The 18189-nt window shown below is 70.7% G+C and carries 13 protein-coding genes; 7 read left to right on the top strand and 6 right to left on the bottom strand.

Annotated features, from left to right (window positions below):
• The first annotated feature begins 64 nt into the window (after positions 1-64).
• Entirely contained in the window at positions 65-1744 is a 1680-nt protein-coding gene (locus BJ992_RS22730) for a substrate-binding domain-containing protein (protein WP_221474935.1), read from the top strand.
• 231 nt (positions 1745-1975) lie between these two features.
• On the opposite strand, the gene BJ992_RS22725 is transcribed toward BJ992_RS22730, so the two are convergent.
• The 4 genes from BJ992_RS22725 to BJ992_RS22710 are packed head-to-tail and all read right to left on the bottom strand — an operon-like array spanning position 1976 to position 6690.
• Complete coding sequence (locus BJ992_RS22725; protein WP_184984234.1) at positions 1976-3448, bottom strand: glycoside hydrolase family 3 protein; 1473 nt, start codon at positions 3446-3448, stop codon at positions 1976-1978.
• A gap of 43 nt (positions 3449-3491) precedes the next feature.
• Positions 3492-4343: a carbohydrate ABC transporter permease gene (locus tag BJ992_RS22720; RefSeq protein ID WP_184984232.1), complete on the bottom strand. Its 852-nt coding sequence runs from the start codon at positions 4341-4343 to the stop codon at positions 3492-3494.
• Positions 4340-5353, bottom strand: a complete 1014-nt coding sequence (locus BJ992_RS22715) for a carbohydrate ABC transporter permease (protein WP_184984230.1) — start codon at positions 5351-5353, stop codon at positions 4340-4342. The genes BJ992_RS22720 and BJ992_RS22715 overlap by 4 nt, the downstream gene beginning before the upstream one ends.
• Positions 5354-5355: 2 nt before the next feature.
• A complete protein-coding gene (locus BJ992_RS22710; RefSeq protein ID WP_184984228.1) occupies positions 5356-6690 on the bottom strand; it encodes an extracellular solute-binding protein in 1335 nt (444 codons plus the stop codon).
• A 214-nt stretch (positions 6691-6904) separates the two neighbouring features.
• Here BJ992_RS22710 and BJ992_RS22705 point away from each other — a divergent pair, with 214 nt between their 5' ends.
• Positions 6905-8083, top strand: a complete 1179-nt coding sequence (locus BJ992_RS22705) for an ROK family transcriptional regulator (RefSeq protein WP_184984226.1) — start codon at positions 6905-6907, stop codon at positions 8081-8083.
• A gap of 268 nt (positions 8084-8351) precedes the next feature.
• Positions 8352-9005 (top strand): M15 family metallopeptidase, encoded by a 654-nt coding sequence (locus tag BJ992_RS22700; protein ID WP_184984224.1) that lies wholly within the window; start codon positions 8352-8354, stop codon positions 9003-9005.
• A 22-nt stretch (positions 9006-9027) separates the two neighbouring features.
• Here the strand turns inward: BJ992_RS22700 and BJ992_RS22695 are convergent, their stop codons facing one another.
• Complete coding sequence (locus tag BJ992_RS22695; RefSeq protein ID WP_184984222.1) at positions 9028-13860, bottom strand: ATP-dependent helicase; 4833 nt, start codon at positions 13858-13860, stop codon at positions 9028-9030.
• A gap of 138 nt (positions 13861-13998) precedes the next feature.
• Here BJ992_RS22695 and BJ992_RS22690 point away from each other — a divergent pair, with 138 nt between their 5' ends.
• The 4 genes from BJ992_RS22690 (at position 13999) to recX (ending at position 16742) form a co-directional block, all read left to right on the top strand.
• The gene (locus tag BJ992_RS22690; RefSeq protein WP_184984220.1) at positions 13999-14487 is read left to right on the top strand and encodes a VOC family protein; all 489 of its coding nucleotides are present in this window, start codon (positions 13999-14001) and stop codon (positions 14485-14487) included.
• Between the two features lie 55 nt (positions 14488-14542).
• Positions 14543-14737, top strand: a complete 195-nt coding sequence (locus tag BJ992_RS22685) for a DUF3046 domain-containing protein (RefSeq protein WP_184984218.1) — start codon at positions 14543-14545, stop codon at positions 14735-14737.
• Positions 14738-14908: 171 nt separating this feature from the next.
• Entirely contained in the window at positions 14909-15994 is a 1086-nt protein-coding gene (gene recA / locus BJ992_RS22680; RefSeq protein WP_184984216.1) for a recombinase RecA, read from the top strand.
• 28 nt (positions 15995-16022) lie between these two features.
• Complete coding sequence (recX, locus tag BJ992_RS22675; protein WP_184984214.1) at positions 16023-16742, top strand: recombination regulator RecX; 720 nt, start codon at positions 16023-16025, stop codon at positions 16740-16742.
• Between the two features lie 78 nt (positions 16743-16820).
• On the opposite strand, the gene BJ992_RS22670 is transcribed toward recX, so the two are convergent.
• On the bottom strand, positions 16821-17786 hold the full coding sequence (locus tag BJ992_RS22670) for a TIGR03557 family F420-dependent LLM class oxidoreductase (RefSeq protein ID WP_184984212.1): 966 nt from the start codon (positions 17784-17786) through the stop codon (positions 16821-16823).
• Positions 17787-18189: the final 403 nt, after the last annotated feature.

The following is an 18189-nucleotide window of genomic DNA, read 5'->3' as shown; positions in this document are numbered from 1 at the left end:
ACCGGTCGCGGACCGTCGTCGCAGCGCCACGAGAATCGGAACCAGTCGCGAGGGGGTGCGTCTGGTGGCCGTGCTGGAGTGGCTGGCGAGGGTGGTCGACTTCATCGGTGGCGCGGGCCCGGTGCTGTTCTCGATCGTCCTGCTGATCGCCACCCCCTACTTCGACCGGCTGCTCGTGCGCCGCAAGCGCCTGGCGTTCCGCGTGCTGTACAACTCCAAGATCGGCCTCGGCCCCGAGACGCTGCACGACGGCGGCGACCCGGCGCGGTCCGGGCCGCCCCAGTTGCGCCAGGTGCTGCGGCTGGTGGACCGCATGAGCATGGTCGTCATCCGGATACGCAACAACGGCAGCTACGACATCGGGCCCGACGACTTCGACACACCGCTGTCGTTCACGTTCGGCGGCCGTGTGGTGTGGAACGCACGGGTCTCGGAGGCGAGCACGCCGGAGTTGCGCGCGCGGCTGCGCGAAGGCCTGCGGTTCTTCTCGACCGAGGAGAACCCGCCGCCGCGCGACGACCTGCGGACCGTGCGGCAGCGGCTGTCGGAGCGCATGACCCGCTGGCTCGGCGCGTCCAACGGGCAGGACATCGCGGAGCCGCACTGGCTCGGGGTGCGCGTCGACGGGCTGCGCCTGCGGCCGGGACAGAAGGCCAAGCTCGTCGTGGTGCTGCGCGAACCAGGGGAGGCCGGGGACGGGGACGTCACCAAGACCGTCGACCAGTACGGGAAGCTGCGGGACACCGGGCTGATCAAGGACGAGGGCACGCGGAGGCGGTTCACCCTCTCCCGGGTCAGCGGGGTGTTCGCCGCCGTGCTCACCGTCCTGCTGGTCCTCAGCCAGGTCACCGACCCGCCGCCGGCCGCCGGCACCGTGGCGTGCGCGTCGGGGACGCTGCGCATCGAGGGCTCCACGGTGTTCATGCCGGCCATGGAGGTCATCCGCGACCAGTACGTCCAGGCGTGCGGCGACGGAGCGCGGATCACGCTGAACGGCAACGGCTCGCGTGACGGCGTACGCGGGATCGTGGAGGCCGGTCCCGGCGAGGCCGCCGAACGGCTCGCGTTCTCCGACGGCACGAGCCAGTTCCACGACCGGCTCCACAGCGAGAAGATCGCGATCGTGGTGTACTACGTGGTGGTCAACAGCGACGTGAAGCTGACCACGCTGAGCACCGCCGACCTCCGCAAGATCTACGACGGCACCTGGACCGACTGGAGCCAGGTCCCCGGCGCCGTCTCCGGCTCCCTCCCGATCCGCATCGTGGGCCGCGGCGAGAACTCAGGCACCCGCAAGCTGTTCCAGCAGCAGGTGCTCGACGGCGCCTCCGAGGGCCCGATCTCCTCGGACCTGTGCCTGGAGAAGGACCGCGACCCCCGCAGCCCCACCATCCGCTGTGAGCGCGAGCACAACTCCGAGATCGTCCAGAAGATCGCCGACATCCCCGGCGCCATCGGCTACTCCGACGCACAGTCCCTCGTCGAGTCCCGCCGTGCCAACCGCGTGACCGCCCTCACCCTCGACGGCCGCGCCTTCGACGCCTCCACGGCCGTCGACACGGGCTACCCCCTGTGGACCGTCGAATACGCCTACACCAAGTCCCCCCCACCCCCTGGCACCCTGGCCGCCTCCTTCCTGGCCTTCACCCGCCACCACCCCTTGTCCCGCACGACCCTCACCGACGCCGGCTTCCGCCCCTGCACCACCCCCGAAGGCCCCCTCCAACTCTGCACCCTCCGCTGACTCTGCTCACAGTGAGGCGACCCAAGCGCCGGTCGGACCCCTGAGCCGCATCTCCTCCGGGGCCGGCAGGTTCGTCCCGTCGGGGTCTGCAAGCTTCGGGTCGAGGTGAGTCGGCCCAAGGGCCGGTCGGACTCCTGAGCCGCCTCCCCACCCGGGATGCTTGACCGGCGCCGACGCGGTGGGACGTGGTGCGGCGAATCCGGCGCCTTCGTACGGTGCCAGGCCGGTCGGCTACGCGGTGAGCAACTCGGCGGCGGCCTGTGCGTTCGCGCGGGCCGCGCCGTAGGTCGCGATGTAGGTGGCGGCGGTGGGTCGCCAGATCGGCAGGCCCATCTCGACCACGGTCGCGTCGGGACGTGCGGTCAGCAGGGCCGACACGAAGGAGCGGCTCTCGTCGTGCCGGTGCGCGTCCTTCACGACGATGATCAGGGAACGGTCCTTCGCGTGGGTCAGCAGGGCCGGCGCGTCGGCCTCGTCGGGCTTGACCCGGGTGATCTCGGCCTGAGGGAGCCACGGGGTGAACCCCCACGGGACATCCCCGACCGCCATCGACGGCGGCGTGTCGACCTCGACCACGAGCGGGTCGACCAGCGGCGCCGGCGCCCCGGAGAGCCGTACGGCACGGCGCGCGGCCGTCAGGCCGATCACCTGGCCGTCGCGGGGCTCACGCCGGGCCGTGCCGAACCACGTCCGCAGCCGCGCCACCCGGTCCACCGCCTCCTCCAGCCGCGACACCGGCAACCGTCCCTCACGCACCGCCGACACGATCGCGGACTCGATCTCCCGGATCTCCTCGAACGTCGGCAACGGGCCGAGGCACAGCAGGTCCGACCCGGCGGCCAGGGACAGCACGGCCCCGCCGCCGAGCCCCACGCTCCGGCTGATCGCGTGCATGTCGAGCGCGTCCGACACCACCACACCGTCGTACCCGAGCTCACCCCTGAGGAGCTCGGTCAACGCGGCGGAGGACAACGTGGCAGGCGCCGAGCCGGTCAGCACGGGGACCCGCACGTGCGCCGTCATGATCGACTTCGTTCCGGCCGAGATCGCGGCACGGAACGGCACGAGCTCACGCTCCCACAGCACCTCACGTGACACGTCCACCGTCGGGATCTCCAGGTGGGAGTCCTGCCGCGTGGCCCCGTGGCCGGGGAAGTGCTTGACGCACGCCGCCACACCGGTCTCCTGCAACCCCTCCACGGCGGCGACGGTGTGACGTGCGACGAGCGCGGGATCGGCGCTGAACGACCGGGTCCCGATGACCGGGTTGTCGTCGGCGGTGTTGACGTCCGCGTCCGGCGCCATGTCCAGGTTCACCCCGCAGCGCAGCAGATCGTCGCCGATGGAGCGGTACACCCTCCGGGTCAGCTCCACGTCGTCCACCGCGCCGAGCGCCGCGTTCCCCGGGTAGGGGCTCCCCACGTGGTACGCCAGCCGGGTGACGTCCCCCCCTTCCTCGTCGAGCGAGATGACGGGGTCGCCGGCGGACCGCAGCCGCGCGGTGAGCGCGGCGAGCTGCTCGGCCGAGGCGACGTTGAAGCCGAAGAGCGTCACCCCGCCGAGGCCGTTCTCCAGGTCGCGAAGGACCCATTCGGGTGCGGTGGTGCCGGGGAAGGCCGCGAGCAGCGTGCCGGCGGCCAGGCGGCGCAGCCCCGGGTCGTCCGTGGCGGACACGCCGGTGGACGTTGCGGAGATCTCAGACATGGCTGTACTCGACTCCTTGACTAGAAGGGAAGCGCGGAAAGGGTCAGCCCTTCACGGCGCCGGCGACCAGGCCCGTCACCATGCGCCGCTGCACCAGCAGGAAGAACGCGACGACCGGGATGGTCATCAGCGTGGACGCGGCCATGATGCCGCCCCAGTCCGTGGACCTCTGGCTGGTGAAGAACTGCAACGCCACCGGCATCGTGTACTTGCCCTGGTCGTTGATCAGGGTCAGCGCGAAGACCAGTTCGTTCCACGCCGTGATGAACGAGAAGATGCTCGTCGCGACCAGACCAGGTGCCACCAGGGGAAACAATACCCGCCAGAAGGTGACGAACCTTCCGGCGCCGTCGATGGCGGCGGCCTCCTCCAGTTCCTTCGGCACCGCCGCGACGAACGTGCGCAGCATCCAGATCGCGAACGGCAGCGTGAAGCCGACGTTGACGACGATCAGGCCGATGAGCTGGTCGTACATCCCGAGCCTGCGCACCATCAGGAACAGCGGGATGAGCAGCGCCTCTCCCGGCACCATCTGCACGATGAGCAGCAGGATCAGGAACGACGTGCGGAACCGGAACCGGAACCGTGCCACCGCCGTCGCGGCGAGCAGCGCGAACAACGAGCCTATGAGCACGGTGCCGACGGCCACGACGGCACTGTTCGCGAGGTACTGCCAGATCGAGTGACCGGCGACACCTTTGGTGAGCACACGGGACACGTGGTCGAAGGTCGGCGCCAGTGGGAACGGGATGAACCGCGTCGTGAAGATCTCGTCGTTCGGTTTGAACGCGGTGGCGACCATCCAGTAAACGGGGAACACCGCGACGAGGAACACCGCGACCGCGAGGCCGTTCAGACCGAACCCCCTCAGGCGCTTGGCGGTCCGCGGATTCATCGCACGTCCTCCGTCCTGACGATCTGCCGCACGTAGACGGCGGTGATCACGAGCATGATCGCGGTGAGCAGCACGGCGATGGCCGCGCCGATCCCCATCTTCGGCGGCGCGCTGAACGCCTCGGTGTAGGCCCACAGCGAAAGGTTGAAGGCCTCGCGGTTGGTCGTGCCTCCCGCCAGCACGTACAGCTGGGTGAACACCTTGAAGTCCCAGATGATCGACAACACCAGCAGCACCGAGAACACCGGCTTGAGCAGCGGGAACGTGATGCGCGTGAACGTCTTGACCGGCGTGGACCCGTCCACCCGCGCCGCCTCGTACAGCTCCGAGGGGATGCTCTTCAGGCCCGCGAGCACCGACACGGCGATGAACGGGAACGAGGCCCAGGTCACCGCCACGACCAGCACCAGGTAGATCGTGGTGGCGTCGTTCAGCCAGGGGTGACCCGACCAGTCCGACCGGCCGAACAGCAGTGAGGACACCCCGTCCGGCAGCAGATCGAGCATCCAGTTGACGACCCCCGCGTCGGAGTCGAACAACCACTTCCAGATGATCGCCGACGCGGTCGGCGGCGTGGCCCAGGCCGCCATGATCCCGACGATCAGGAAGGCCGACATCTTCTTGCCGAGCCGGTGAAGGAGCAGTCCCACCAGGGTGCCGGCGACCAGCGTCAGCGCCACCGTCACCGCGGCGAAGACCACCGTGTTGCGCAGCGACGTCCAGAACAGGTCGGCCTCGAAGACCTGCGTGAAGTTGCCGAGACCGACGAACTCCGCGGGCTGGGGGTTCGGACGGATCTGCCGCAGTCCCACCTTGTGCAGGGACATGTCGGCCATCTGGTACAGCGGGTACAGCAGCAGTGCCGCGATGACCAGCAGGCCCGGGATCAGCAGCACGTAGGGGACGGCCTTGGGGGACAGTGCGCCGCGCCGGCGCGGCCGGCCGGACCGGTGCCGCGCCGGGGCGGGGGAGGTGTCCCCGCCCCGGGCGATCGTGGACGTCTGGGCCATCGTCACTGCTGGTTCAGGATGGCTTCGAGCTCGGTGTTGGCGTCGGCGAGAGCGGTGTCCACGTCCTTCTTGCCCTCGATGACGGCGCGGGCCGCGTTCTGCAGCACGGCCTTGGTGTCGTTGGCCTCGGCCCAGTTGGGGTCGGCGGGGAAGCCCTTGGCGACCTTGAACGTCTCGGCGAACGGCGCCTGCACCGGGTCGCTCGCGTACTCGGCGAGCGCGTCGGGGTACAGCGGCAGCAGGCCGCCTTCCTTGGCGTACCGGGTGCCGTACTCCTTGCCGGCGGCGAGCTTCAGGTACTCGGCGGCCAGCTCGGGGTTCTTGGCGTCCTTCCAGATGGCGATGTCGTTGCCCCCCTGGAACGCCGGCGCGGGGCCGCTGCCGTCCTTGGCCGGCAGCGAGAAGAAGGCCATCTGGTCGTCGCCGACCTTGCCCTTGCTCTGCTCCTTGATGGTGGCGATGTCCCAGCCGCCGGTGACGTACATGCCGACCTTGCCGGCGGCGAAGCGCTGGCCGATGTCCACCGAGTTCTGCGACAGGCGTCCCTTGCCGGACACGCCGTCCTTGGCCACCAGGCCGGTGTAGAACGCGAAGCCCTCCTTGAAGCCGGGCTCGGTGAGCTTGCCGACCCACTTGCCGCCGTCGAAGGACGCGAAGTCGCCGCCTGCCGACCACACGAACGGCGACAGCGACATGTTGGCGTCGGATCCGCCGTTGAAGGCGAAGCCGTCGACGTCCTTGCCCTTCTTCGCGACGATCTTCTTGGCCGCGGCCACCAGCTCGTCCCAGGTCTTGGGTGCGCTGATGCCGAGGTCGTCGAACCAGTCCTTGCGGTACAGCACGGCCCGGGTGCCGCCACCCCACGGCGCGGCGTAGACCTTGCCGTCGATCGTCTCGTAGCCCCACAGGTTCTGCGGGATCTGCTGGAAGTCCGGCGTGGACTTCACGAGGTCGGTGATGTCGGTGAGCGCGTCCTGCGCGACCCAGGCGGCGACCTGGTCGTTGCCGAACTCGGTGACGTCGGGGCCCTCGCCGCCGGCCAGTGCGGCGGTCCACTTCTTCTGCGCGTCCGGCCAGGGGATCCACTGCACGGTGACGTCGGCGCCGGTCTGCTGCTTGAACGCGGCGTTGACGTCCTGCATGTACTTGTCCTGCACGTCGTTGGGGGCGCCTAGCCGCCAGACGGTCAGTTTCTGGCCGGCGAACTTCGGCCCCGCCTCACTGGCCGAGGCCTGCGGCTGGGCCGGCTCGCCTGAGCCGCCGCTCCCGCACGCGGTGACGGCGAGGGCGAGTGCGGCGGTGGTGGCGGCCGCGGCGGTGATCTTCACGATCTTCACGTCTGGGTTCTCCCTTCCCGGCTTCGCGTCGGGCATCACGCCTACCCGGGCACGTGTCAGGGCGTGCGACCTGGTGAAGCGCCGTCCTCGCGCTCTGCGCTGCGGCACCCCGAGGTCCTGATCCCTTGCCTGCGGGGCGACTGCCGTTAAACTAACAAGAAACTTTATTAAAAAAAACGTCCGTTAGCGGATCGTGACGAGAGGCCTCCGCCCCATGTCTCAGGGACACCCCGGAACCCCCCGGTTGCTGCGCAAGCTCAACGACCGGGCCGCGCTCGAACTGCTGCTCACCATCGGGCCGCTGACCAGGGCCGAGCTCGGTGAGCACACCGGGCTGTCCAAGGTGACCTCCGGCCAGCTCCTGGCCCGCCTGGAGGAACGCGGGCTCGTCGCCGTCTCGGGGGAACGGCCGGGGGGCCGCGGGCCCAACGCCGCGCTGTACGCCGTGGTGCCGTCCAGCGCCTACGTCGCGGGCCTCGAAGTCCAGCCGGGAAGCGTCACCGCCGGCGTCGCCGACATCACCGGGACGGTCGTCGCCGAGCGCACCGTGGACGTCGCCGGCTCGGTGGACCCCGTCAAGGCCGTGCACGCCGCCGTACGGCGCGTGTGCGACGAAGCCGGGATCAGCCTCGCCAGCCTGCGGGCCCTCGTCATCGGCACCCGTGGCGTCGTGGACCCGCGCACCGGCGACGTCCGCTTCTCCTTCGACCTGCCGGCCTGGCACGCCGGCGTCCTCGCCGACCTGCGCGCCGCGCTGGGCTCCTCCGTCATGATCGAGAACGACGTCAACCTCGCGGCTCTCGCCGAACACTCCCACGGCGCCGCACGCGGCGTGGACGACTTCGTCCTGGTGTGGACCGGGGTCGGCCAGGGCCTCGGCGTCATGCTCGGCTCCCGCCTCCACCGCGGCTTCACCGGCGGCGCCGGCGAGATCGGCTGGCTCCCCGTCCCCGGCGAACCCCTCCCCGTGGACGTCACCGCCCCCCAGTCCGGCTCCTTCCAGCGCCTGGTCGGCCTCACCGCCGTCACCTCTCTGGCCCGCGAGCACGGCGTCCCCGCCGCCGCCGACGTCACCGCCGCCGACATCGTCCGCACCGCGGTGACCACTGCCTGCGACCCGTTCCTGGACGCACTGGCCCTCCGCCTGGCGATAGGCGTGGCCGCCGTCACCGTCGTCCTCGACCCGAGACTGGTCGTCCTCAGCGGCGACGTGGGCCGCGCCGGCGGCACCGCACTGACCACAAGAGTCGAAGAGGCCGTCGCCGCGATCTGCCCCAGCCGCCCCCACGTCACCGTCACCGAGGTCCCCGGTTCCCCCGTCCTGCGCGGCGCACTGACCGCCGCTCTCACCCAGGCCAGAGAACAGGTCTTCTCCAACACCGTCGACACCTGACCAACCCCACGACCCGCGGCCCCCGCGGAGATCCGCGGACACGGTCCGGGTACCGGACGAGTCGGCTCAGGGGGTGCCATCGGCCGGCCGCAGGCGGCGACCTCCGGGGACGCTCGGCCGAGGCAGCGCGTCGCGGTCATCGGCGGTGAACGTCCCGGGACACCCGGCTCAAGCAGTGTGTCATCGGCCGGACATCGGCGGTGCAGCCCCGGACACAGGGTGGACCAGGGGAAAACCCTTACCTGGGCTTGTGTCAGAATTGCCGGTCATGCGGAACGTCGTGCTGATCTCTGACCCCCGCGTGACCTCGATCCCCGTCGAGGACTGTGGCGAGCCGCTGGCGGACGTACGTGGCCTCCTCGCGGTTGACGACCGCCTCGCCGACCGCGAAGGCGCCTACGCGCACCTGCGCGCAGGCCTGCTCACCCGCCTCCGCGAAGCCGAGTCGGCCCTCCCGCACGGCTACCGCCTCCGCGTCGTGGAGGGCTACCGGCCCCCGGCCCTGCAGATCAAGTACTTCGAGGACTACAAGGACGAACTCCGCACCCTGAACCCCGCGATGTCCCCCGAGGCCCTCCACACCGCCGCCAGCCGCTACGTCTCCCCCCTGGAAGTCGCCCCCCACACCGCCGGCGCCGCCGTCGACCTCACCCTGACCACCGACGACGGCACCGAACTCGACATGGGCACCGAAGTCAACGCCACCCCCGAACAAAGCGACGGCGCCTGCTACACCGCCGCCCCCAACATCTCCCCACAGGCCCGCGAACACCGCAAAATCCTCACCGCCGTCCTCGAATCCGCCGGCCTCGTCAACTACCCCACAGAGTGGTGGCACTGGTCCCACGGCGACCGCTACTGGGCCCACCAGACCAACACCTCTGCCGCCATCTACGGCCCTCTCTCCTTCCTCCCCACCTGAAACCTGTGGCAGGGAGTCCGGGTCAGGCTCGTAGGCGAAGGCCACGGGGGGTCGGGTGGAAACCGGCGGACTCCAGGGCCTTGGCCAGGGGGGACGTGGTGATGGACTCGCCGTCCGCCTTCTCCACGGTGAGTTTGCCGAGTGCGCCGTCGCGGACGGCCAGGGCCAAGGCGTCCACGGCAGGCTGGAGACGGTCGTCGTCGGTGAAGGAGAGCAGGGTGCGGCCGCCTCTTTCCACATAGAGGACCAGGTGGCCGTCCACCAGGACGACCAGGGAGCCCGCCTTACGGCCGGGTTTGTGTGTCACCTCACCGGGGTGGGCCGGCCAGGACAAGGCGGCGCCGTACGGATTGGCGGGGTCGGCGGCGGCCAGCACCACCGCGCGGCGGCCGGCGTCCGCGGAACGGGCCCCCGGCACGACGCCGTACGGCCGGCTCACCGGTCCGAGGGCCGGTCCCATGGCCGGTGGTGCCGAGGCCGGTCCCATTTCCGTGGACGGGCCCGCAGTGATCCGACCGGGGGTCTGGTCCGGCGATCCCGGAAACCGATCCAGGGGAGATGACCCAGGGACCGAAGACGCCGGCGAGGTACTGCGGGACGACAGGTCGGCGGCGATGGCGCGCATGCGATCCACCGCGCCGGGGAGAGCGAACTGAGCCCCGCCGAGGCTCTCGACGAAGTAGCCGCGGCGGCAGCGGCCGGACTCCTCGAAGGCGCGCAGGACGGGGTACACGGCGCCGAAACCCCCGGCCAGGCGTTCGGCACCCATCACGCCTTTGGTCAGGACGCCGTGGCGCTCCAGCAGGACCTCCGCCTGCGCGTGGGAACGCTGGGTGACGTCGGTGGACGGCTCGGGCAGTGCCCACCAGCGGCCGCTGACGGTGGGTGGGCCGGAACGGGTGGGGAGGACGGCACGCCGGCGGCGGGTGGAGGAGGAAGGCCGGTGCGCGGGACGGCCGGAGCCGAGGACGGAACGCAGGGGGGCCATGGTGTCGCCGGACAACCGGCCCGACCACACCAGATCCCACAGCGCGGTGGCGAGCGCTCCGTCGTCCGTGGAACCGACTCTCGTGGAAAGGTCCCGGAAGAACAGCGCTCCACCGCCGCCGAGCGCCGACACGATCTCCTCGTGCAGCGGGGTCATGGTGATCTCGGCCGGCTGCGGCAGCAGCAGCGGCGCGGTGTCGGCGAAGTACAGCGCCACCCAGCCGTCCCCGCCGGGCAGCGATCCCTGACCGGCCCACACGACCTCACCGGACGCGGTCAGCTCGTCGAGCAGCGCGGGCTCGTACCCCTGGACCCGGCCGGGCAGCACCAGCGTCTCCAGCGCCGACGCCGGCACCGCGGCCCCCTGCAACTGCTCGATGGCGTGCACCAGCGCGTCGATGCCGCGCGCGGGACGGCCGCCGGTGATGCCGTGCCAGGCCGGTGAGAACGCGCCGAGGACCTCAGGCGGGACCGGCTCGACCTCCTTGCGCAGCCGCGCCAGGGAACGGCGGCGCAACGACCGCAGCACACCGGCGTCGCACCACTCCTCACCCCTGCCACCCGGCCGGAACTCCCCGCAGACCACCCGGCCGGTGGCGGTGAGACGCCGCAGCGCGTCGGTCACCACCGCGACTCCGAGGCCGAACCTGGCGGCGGCCGTCTCGGCGGCGAACGGGCCCCGGGTGCGCGCGTGCCGGGCCAGCAGGTCGCCGAGCGGGTCGGCGACCGGCTCAAGGAAGGCGTGCGGCACCCCCACAGGCAGCGGGACGCCGAGCGCGTCGCGCAGCCGCGCGGCGTCCTCGACGGCGGCCCACTGCTCCACCCCGGCCAGCCGGATGCGGATGGCCCGCCGCGCCGACTCCAGATCGGCGAGCCACCCCGGCGCGCCGTCCCGCACCGCGACGTCCTCGGCCAGGAGCGGGCCGTGGGTGCGCAGGAGGTCGGCGAGGTCCTCGGCGTCGCGGAGCGGACGGTCCAGGCGGGCCAGCTCACGCTCGGTGTCGGCCACCACATCGGGGTCGAGCAGCTCGCGCAGGTCGGCCTGGCCGAGGAGCTCCGCGAGCAGATGGGTGTCGAGCGCCAGCGCCTGGGCCCGACGCTCCGCCAGCGGCGCGTCCCCCTCGTACATGAAGGCCCCGACGTACGCGAACATCAGCGACGCCGCGAACGGCGACGCCTGGCCGGTCTCGACCTCGACCACCCGCACCCGGCGCGCGGCGATGTCACGCATCAGCCCCACCAGGCCCGGCACGTCGAACACGTCCTGCAGGCACTCACGCATCGTCTCCAGCACGATGGGGAACGAGCCGTACTTGCTCGCGACCTTCATCAGATCGGCGGCGCGCTGCCGCTGCTGCCAGAGCGGCGAACGACGGCCGGGGTTGCGCCGCGGCAGCAGCAGCGCACGGCCCGCGCACTCACGGAACCGTGACGCGAACAGCGCCGACCCGCCGAGCTCCTCGGTGACGATCTGTTCGAGCTCGTCGGGGTCGAACACCGCCACATCGGCCGGCGGATCATCCATGGTGTCGGGAAGGCGCAGCACGATGCCGTCGTCGGAGTGGAGGGCCTGCATGTCCATGCCGTACCGCTCACGCAGCCGCCGGGCGATCGCGAGGGCCCACGGAGCGTGCACCCGCGCGCCGTACGGCGTGTGGATCACGACACGCCAGTCGCCGAGCTCGTCGTGGAACCGCTCGACCACCAGGGTGCGGTCGTCCGGGACGTACCCGGTGGCCTCGCGCTGCTCGGCGAGGTAGGCGAGCAGGTTGGCCGAGGCGAAACCGTCGAGACCGGCCGCGGTGAGCCGGGACTCGTCGCCGCCTGACATGTCGCGCAGGAACGCGCCGAGCGCTCGGCCGAGCTCCGCCGGACGGCCGGGGGAGTCGCCGTGCCAGAACGGCAGCTTGCCCGGACGGCCCGGAGCGGGGGAGACCAGCACACGGTCGGCGGTGATGTCCTCGATGCGCCACGAGGTGGCCCCCAGCACGAAGACGTCACCCACGCGGGACTCGTACACCATCTCCTCGTCCAGCTCGCCGACCCGCCGGCCGCCGCGGCCCTCGCCGCCACCGGCCAGGAACACGCCGAACATGCCGCGGTCGGGGATGGTGCCGGCGTTGGTCACCGCGAGGCGCTGCGCGCCGGGACGGCCGGTGATCCGGCCCGTCACGCGGTCCCACACCACACGAGGCCGCAGCTCGGCGAACTCGTCGCTCGGGTAACGACCGGCCAGCATGTCCAGCGTGGCCTCCAGCGCGCTGCGCGGCAGCGTCGCGTACGGCGCGGCGCGGCGGATCACGGTCTCCAGCTCGTCGACCGTCCACTCGTCCAGTGCGCACATCGCCACGATCTGCTGGGCCAGCACGTCAAGGGGATTGCGGGGACAGCGGGTCTCCTCGATCTGGCCGGCCCGCATGCGTTCGGAGACGACGGCCGTCTGGATCAGATCGCCGCGGTACTTGGGGAAGATCACACCCTTGGAGACCGCGCCGACCTGGTGGCCCGCGCGGCCGATGCGCTGCAGACCGCTCGCCACGCTCGGCGGCGCCTCCACACAGGCCACGAGGTCGACGGCCCCCATGTCGATGCCGAGCTCCAGGCTGGACGTCGCCACCACCGCCGGCAGCCGGCCGGACTTCAACTCCTCCTCGATCTGGGCCCGCTGCTCCTTGGACACCGAGCCGTGGTGGGCCCGCACGATCTCGGGCACCACGCCTTTGGCCGCACCCGCCTGCGCCATGATCTCCGCGGGGGCCGGCCTGGTCGCCGGCCCCGGAACGGGGGTGCCCTCCCCGGTGGAGGAACGCTCGAACGCCAGCTCGTTGAGGCGGGAGCACAGGCGCTCGGCCAGTCGGCGGGAGTTGGCGAAGACGATGGTCGAGCGGTGGGAGCCGATCAGGCCGAGCAGATGCTCCTCGACGTGCGGCCAGATCGACCGCCGAGGCGGGTCCTCCGTGGCCCACGGCGACTCGCTCTCCTCGGCGAGGCCGGGTGCCACGGGCTCGCCTGGCTCGCCGCCTCGGACGGACGGCCGGCGCGGCGGGCCGTCCAACTCGGTCATGTCCTCGACGGGAACGATCACCTCGACCTCGATGACCTTGTCGGACGGCGGCTGCACGACCGCGGCGGGCCGGGAGCCGCCGAGGAACGTCGCGATCTCGCTCACCGGCCGGACCGTGGCCGACAGGCCGATGCGCTGCGCGGGCCGGGGGAGCAGGGTGTCGAGCCGCTCCAGCGTCACCGCCAGGTGAGCGCCGCGCTTGGCGCCCGCCACGGCGTGCACCTCGTCGACGATGACGGTGTCGACCTCGCGCAGCGCGTCACGCGCCTTGCTGGTCAGCAGAAGGTAGAGCGACTCGGGGGTGGTGATCAGGATGTCGGAGGGCCGGGAGGCGAAGCGGCGGCGGTCCTCGGTCGTGGTGTCACCGGACCGGACGGCCACCGAGACCTCCGGCGCGGTCAGCCCCATGGCGCGTGCCGCCTGGCCGATGCCGGCGAGCGGAGCGCGGAGATTGCGCTCGACGTCGACCGCCAGCGCCTTGAGCGGCGACACGTATACCACCCGGCAGCGCCGCGGCGCCGGGTCCTTCTTCTTGCCTCGGCCCCTCGCACCCTTCGCGGAGCCGTCCTCCGCCGCACGCGACCCCGCCGGCCTCTCGGCCATGTGAGCGGCCGCCAGGCGGTCCAGGGACCACAGGAACGCGGCCAGGGTCTTGCCGGAGCCGGTGGGAGCCACCACGAGGGTGTTGTCGCCTCGCGCGATCGACCGCCAGGCGCCTTCCTGCGCGGCCGTCGGCGCGGCGAAGGCGCCGGTGAACCATCGCCTGGTCACCGGTGTGAAATGGTCGAGCACGGAAGCGGTCACCGTCCCATCATGCAACCCGCCACCGACAGAAAACGTCCGCCGTCCGCCGCCGGCGGCGGTCCCGCTCCGTACCCGCTCCGAAGCCCGGTGACCTGGCCGGTCTTGACATTCGGGACACACGGGACGTCATCTGGGACCATGGACATCGACTACGCGGCGATCGATGCGGCCCGGGAACGTATACGGGAACAGCACATCCACGCACGGCGGCCCGAAAGCAGCGCTCGCGGCCTGCACCACTTCGCACTGATCTGCTCCGACGTCGAGCGGACCATCGGCTTCTACCAGGGACTCCTGGAGTTCCCGCTGACCGAGATATTCGAGAACCGGGACTACAAAGGCTCCAACCACTTCTTCTTCGACATCGGCAACGGCAACCTGCTGGCGTTCTTCGACCTCCCGGGGCTCGACCTGCCGCAGTACAAGGAGGTGCTCGGGGGCCTCCACCACATCGCCATCTCCGTCGAACGCGGCAAGTGGGAGAGGCTGCGCGGCAAGCTGGACGACGCCGGAGTCCCGTACCAGGTGGAGAGCGACGCCTCGATCTACTTCCGCGACCCGGACGGAGCACGCCTGGAACTGCTCGCCGATCCGCTGGGAGAGATGTACGGCACGAAGGTCATGTGAGCGCGCCGGGGTCCTCGAGGTCCGTGCGCCTCTCGGCGGCGACGATACTGAGGGGATGCGCCTCACGGATTTCTGGCAGCGGATGAACCGCCACTTCGGCGAGAGGTACGCCGAGTCCTGGGCCCATGACTACGTCATCGCTCAGCTCGGCGGCCGTACCGTCACGCAGGCGCTGGCCGAAGGGGAGTCGGCCAAGACCGTCTGGCGCGCGGTGTGCGAGGTGACCGACATCGACCCGAGGCTTCGCTGAGCGGTGACCACTTCCGGCGAGCCGTCCGGACTCGGCCCCCCGATCGAACAATCGTTCGCTATATTTGGACCTGCCGACGTCCCGGTGCCGCGGGTTCCGGAAATTGTCGGTGCCACCCCGTAGCCTCCAGGCGACGGAAACGAAAACCTCACACCCTCCAGGGGGCACTCCATGGCAGCCAACGACCGCGAGAAGGCCCTCGAGACCGCCCTCGCCCAGATCGAGCGCCAGTTCGGCAAGGGCTCTGTCATGCGCCTCGGCGATGACGCCAGGGCCCCCATCGAGGTGATCCCGACCGGGGCGATCGCGCTCGACGTCGCGCTCGGCATCGGGGGTTTCCCCCGTGGCCGCATCGTCGAGATCTACGGTCCCGAGTCCAGCGGTAAGACCACCGTGGCGCTGCACGCCGTCGCCAACGCACAGCGTCAGGGCGGCATCGCGGCGTTCATCGACGCCGAGCACGCTCTCGACCCTGAGTACGCGCGCAAGCTCGGGGTCGACACCGACGCTCTGCTGGTGTCGCAGCCCGACACCGGTGAGCAGGCCCTTGAGATCGCCGACATGCTGATCCGCTCCGGCGCGATCGACCTCGTCGTGATCGACTCGGTCGCGGCCCTCGTGCCGAAGGCCGAGATCGAGGGTGAGATGGGTGACAGCCACGTCGGCCTGCAGGCCCGGCTGATGTCCCAGGCGCTGCGCAAGGTCGCGGGTGCGCTCAACAACACCGGCACCACCGCGATCTTCATCAACCAGCTCCGCGAGAAGATCGGCGTCATGTTCGGCTCGCCGGAGACCACGACCGGCGGCAAGGCCCTCAAGTTCTACGCCTCGGTCCGTCTCGACGTCCGCCGCATCGAGACCCTCAAGGACGGCACCGAGCCCGTCGGCAACCGCACCCGCGTCAAGGTCGTCAAGAACAAGATGGCCCCGCCCTTCCGCCAGGCCGACTTCGACATCCTGTACGGCGTCGGCATCTCCCGCGAAGGCGGCCTGATCGACATGGGTGTCGAGCACGGCTTCGTCCGCAAGGCCGGCGCCTGGTACACCTACGAAGGCGACCAGCTCGGCCAGGGCAAGGAGAACGCTCGCAACTTCCTCAAGTCCAACCCCGACATCGCCAACGAGATCGAAAAGAAGATCAAGGAAAAGCTCGGCGTAGGCCCCCGCATCGACACCCCCGCCGAGCCCCAGGCCGCCGCCACCCCCCCGTCACCCCCCACCCGCGGCGCCAAGGCCCCCAAGCCCGGCGACGTCTGATCCGCCCCGCCTCCGGAGCTGACCCGGCATGCCCGCGGAAGACCCCACCCCCCGTCCCACCGGCCCTTTCTGGAACGACGGGGGTGAGTCTCCCGACCCCGAGCGCGTCCGCGGTGCCTCCACGGGCCGCAGGTCCGGCGGCCGTGGCCGCTCCACCGGTCGGGGGTCTGGCGGTCGTGATGGCTCGTCGGGCCGGGGGTTCGACGGTCCGGTGCCGGGGTCGGTGGCCGCGTCCGGGGCCGCAGCCGATCCGGCGGCGGTGGCGCGGAGCATCTGCCTGCGGTTGCTGACGCTCGCCCCCCGTACGCGGGCCGAGCTGGCGCAGGCGATGCGGAAGAGAAATGTTCCCGACGACGTGGCGGAGGCCGTGCTCGATCGGTACACCGAGGTCGGTCTGATCGATGACGAGGCGTACGCCGAGGCGTGGGTCAGTTCCCGGCACGCCGGCCGGGGCCTCGCGCGTCGAGCGCTGGCTTCTGAGCTGCGTAACCGTGGCGTCGCCGAGGAGACCGTCCGCGACGCCGTCGACCAGTTGGACCCCGGTCAGGAGCTGGAGACCGCTCGCCGCCTGGTCGCTCGCCGCCTCGCGTCCACCGCGGGCCTTGAGCCCGCGGCTCGCATCCGCCGCCTGGCAGGCATGCTCGCTCGCAAGGGCTACTCCGGCGGCATCGCCTACCGCGTCGTCCGCGAAGCCCTCGAGTCCGAGGGCCAGTCCACTGAGGACGACATGTTCGACGGCCTGGACTGACCTCCGGGGCTGATCAAAGGCGGCTGGATCGACCTGTCGGAGGTCGGCGACAGGTGAACGGGCCTACGGTGAGTGGTGTCAGAGGGAATGGAGAGCGGGGAGGAGTTCTTTCTGGGACCAGGTGAGGAAGTCTTCCTGGTGGTCGGCGCCTATCTGGACGAGGGCCACGTGGGTGAAGCTGGCGTCGGTGAATTCCTTGACGGCCTCGACAACGGGGCGGACGTCGGGGCCGCAGGGGACCTGAGCGGCGACGTCGTCCGGGCGGACGTAGTCGGCGTAGGCGGCGAAGTTGACCGGGGAGGGGAGTTCGGAGAGGACTTTCCAGCCTGCGGGGAACCATCGCCACAGACGGTGGGCCCGGGATCTGGCGGCTTCCTCGTCCTGGTCGTAGCAGATGGCGAGCTGGCCGTAGATCGGCTTGCCGTCACCGCCTGAGGTCTGGAAGCGGTCGACCAGGGTGGAGTCGGGCTGCACGGCCACCAGCGCGTCGCCGTACTCGGCGGCGAAGTCGACCGACTGCGGGCCGGAGGCGGCGATCGCCATGGGGATCTCACCCGGAGGCAGGTCGTACAGCTTGGCGGAGTCCACGGTGAAGTGGTCGCCGCGGTAGCTGACGTAGTCGCCGCCGAACAGCGCCTGGATGATCTCGATGGCCTCACCGAACATCTCGTGGCGGATGTTGACCGGGGGCCAGCCACGGCCGATGACGTGCTCGTTGAGGTTCTCACCCGCACCGAGCCCCAAGGTGAAACGGCCACCGGAGAGCGCGCCGATGGTCGCGGCCTTCTGCGCGACGACCGCGGGGTGATAGCGCATCGTCGGACAGGTGACGTAGGTCATCAGCGGGATCGACTCGGTGGCGTACGCGGCGGCGCCGAGCACCGACCAGGCGTAGGGGGAGTGGCCCATCTCTTCCAGCCAGGGGAAGTAGTGGTCGGAGATGACGGCGTAGTCGAACCCGGCACGCTCGGCGGCGACGACGTCCTCGACGAGCTGCCGCGGTGGCGTCTGCTCGCACATCATGGTGTATCCGATGCTGGCCATGGCAGCCCCCTACCCCTGTTCGAGTGATTTGCCCGGATGGCCGGAAAAATCTCCGGAATCGAGCACCGGTGCAGGGACCGCCGAGGCGCAGACAGCCACAGCCCTGCGGCAGGCGTCCGAAAAGGGGGGTACTCGGGGCCGTGCGGCTTCGGGGAAGGCGGTCGGAGTCGCGGTCTCCGTGGTCGCGTGGTCACGGTGTGCGGAGGGAACCTCCTATCTTTCCTGTCGGCCGGATTCTGTCCAGTTATCCGACAAAACCTGACTAATCAGGCAAGACGGGTCGCTAGCGGGTGCTCATCCGGCTGTCGTGAGTGGGACGGATCGTCTTGACGGGCGGACTTTGCTTGCTCGTTACCTCTCTGACGCTTAATCTCGACCACAGTGAGGAGTTACTCCGCGCAGT

Origin of the sequence: Sphaerisporangium rubeum (assembly GCF_014207705.1) — a bacterium.
Classification (GTDB): Bacteria; Actinomycetota; Actinomycetes; order Streptosporangiales; family Streptosporangiaceae; genus Sphaerisporangium; species Sphaerisporangium rubeum.
Note: the sequence above shows the minus strand (reverse complement) of the source record. Positions and strands in the feature narration are given on the sequence as shown.

Bases quoted from the DNA above. Each gene is read 5' to 3' on its own strand.
- BJ992_RS22690 (WP_184984220.1), top strand. From the start codon at position 13,999: ATGGACATCGACTACGCGGCGATCGATGCGGCCCGGGAACGTATACGG.
- BJ992_RS22705 (WP_184984226.1), top strand. From the start codon at position 6,905: ATGTCTCAGGGACACCCCGGAACCCCCCGGTTGCTGCGCAAGCTCAAC.
- recA (WP_184984216.1), top strand. From the start codon at position 14,909: ATGGCAGCCAACGACCGCGAGAAGGCCCTCGAGACCGCCCTCGCCCAG.
- recX (WP_184984214.1), top strand. From the start codon at position 16,023: ATGCCCGCGGAAGACCCCACCCCCCGTCCCACCGGCCCTTTCTGGAAC.
- BJ992_RS22725 (WP_184984234.1), bottom strand. From the start codon at position 3,448: ATGTCTGAGATCTCCGCAACGTCCACCGGCGTGTCCGCCACGGACGAC.
- BJ992_RS22700 (WP_184984224.1), top strand. From the start codon at position 8,352: ATGCGGAACGTCGTGCTGATCTCTGACCCCCGCGTGACCTCGATCCCC.
- BJ992_RS22715 (WP_184984230.1), bottom strand. From the start codon at position 5,353: ATGGCCCAGACGTCCACGATCGCCCGGGGCGGGGACACCTCCCCCGCC.
- BJ992_RS22720 (WP_184984232.1), bottom strand. From the start codon at position 4,343: ATGAATCCGCGGACCGCCAAGCGCCTGAGGGGGTTCGGTCTGAACGGC.
- BJ992_RS22670 (WP_184984212.1), bottom strand. From the start codon at position 17,786: ATGGCCAGCATCGGATACACCATGATGTGCGAGCAGACGCCACCGCGG.
- BJ992_RS22685 (WP_184984218.1), top strand. From the start codon at position 14,543: ATGCGCCTCACGGATTTCTGGCAGCGGATGAACCGCCACTTCGGCGAG.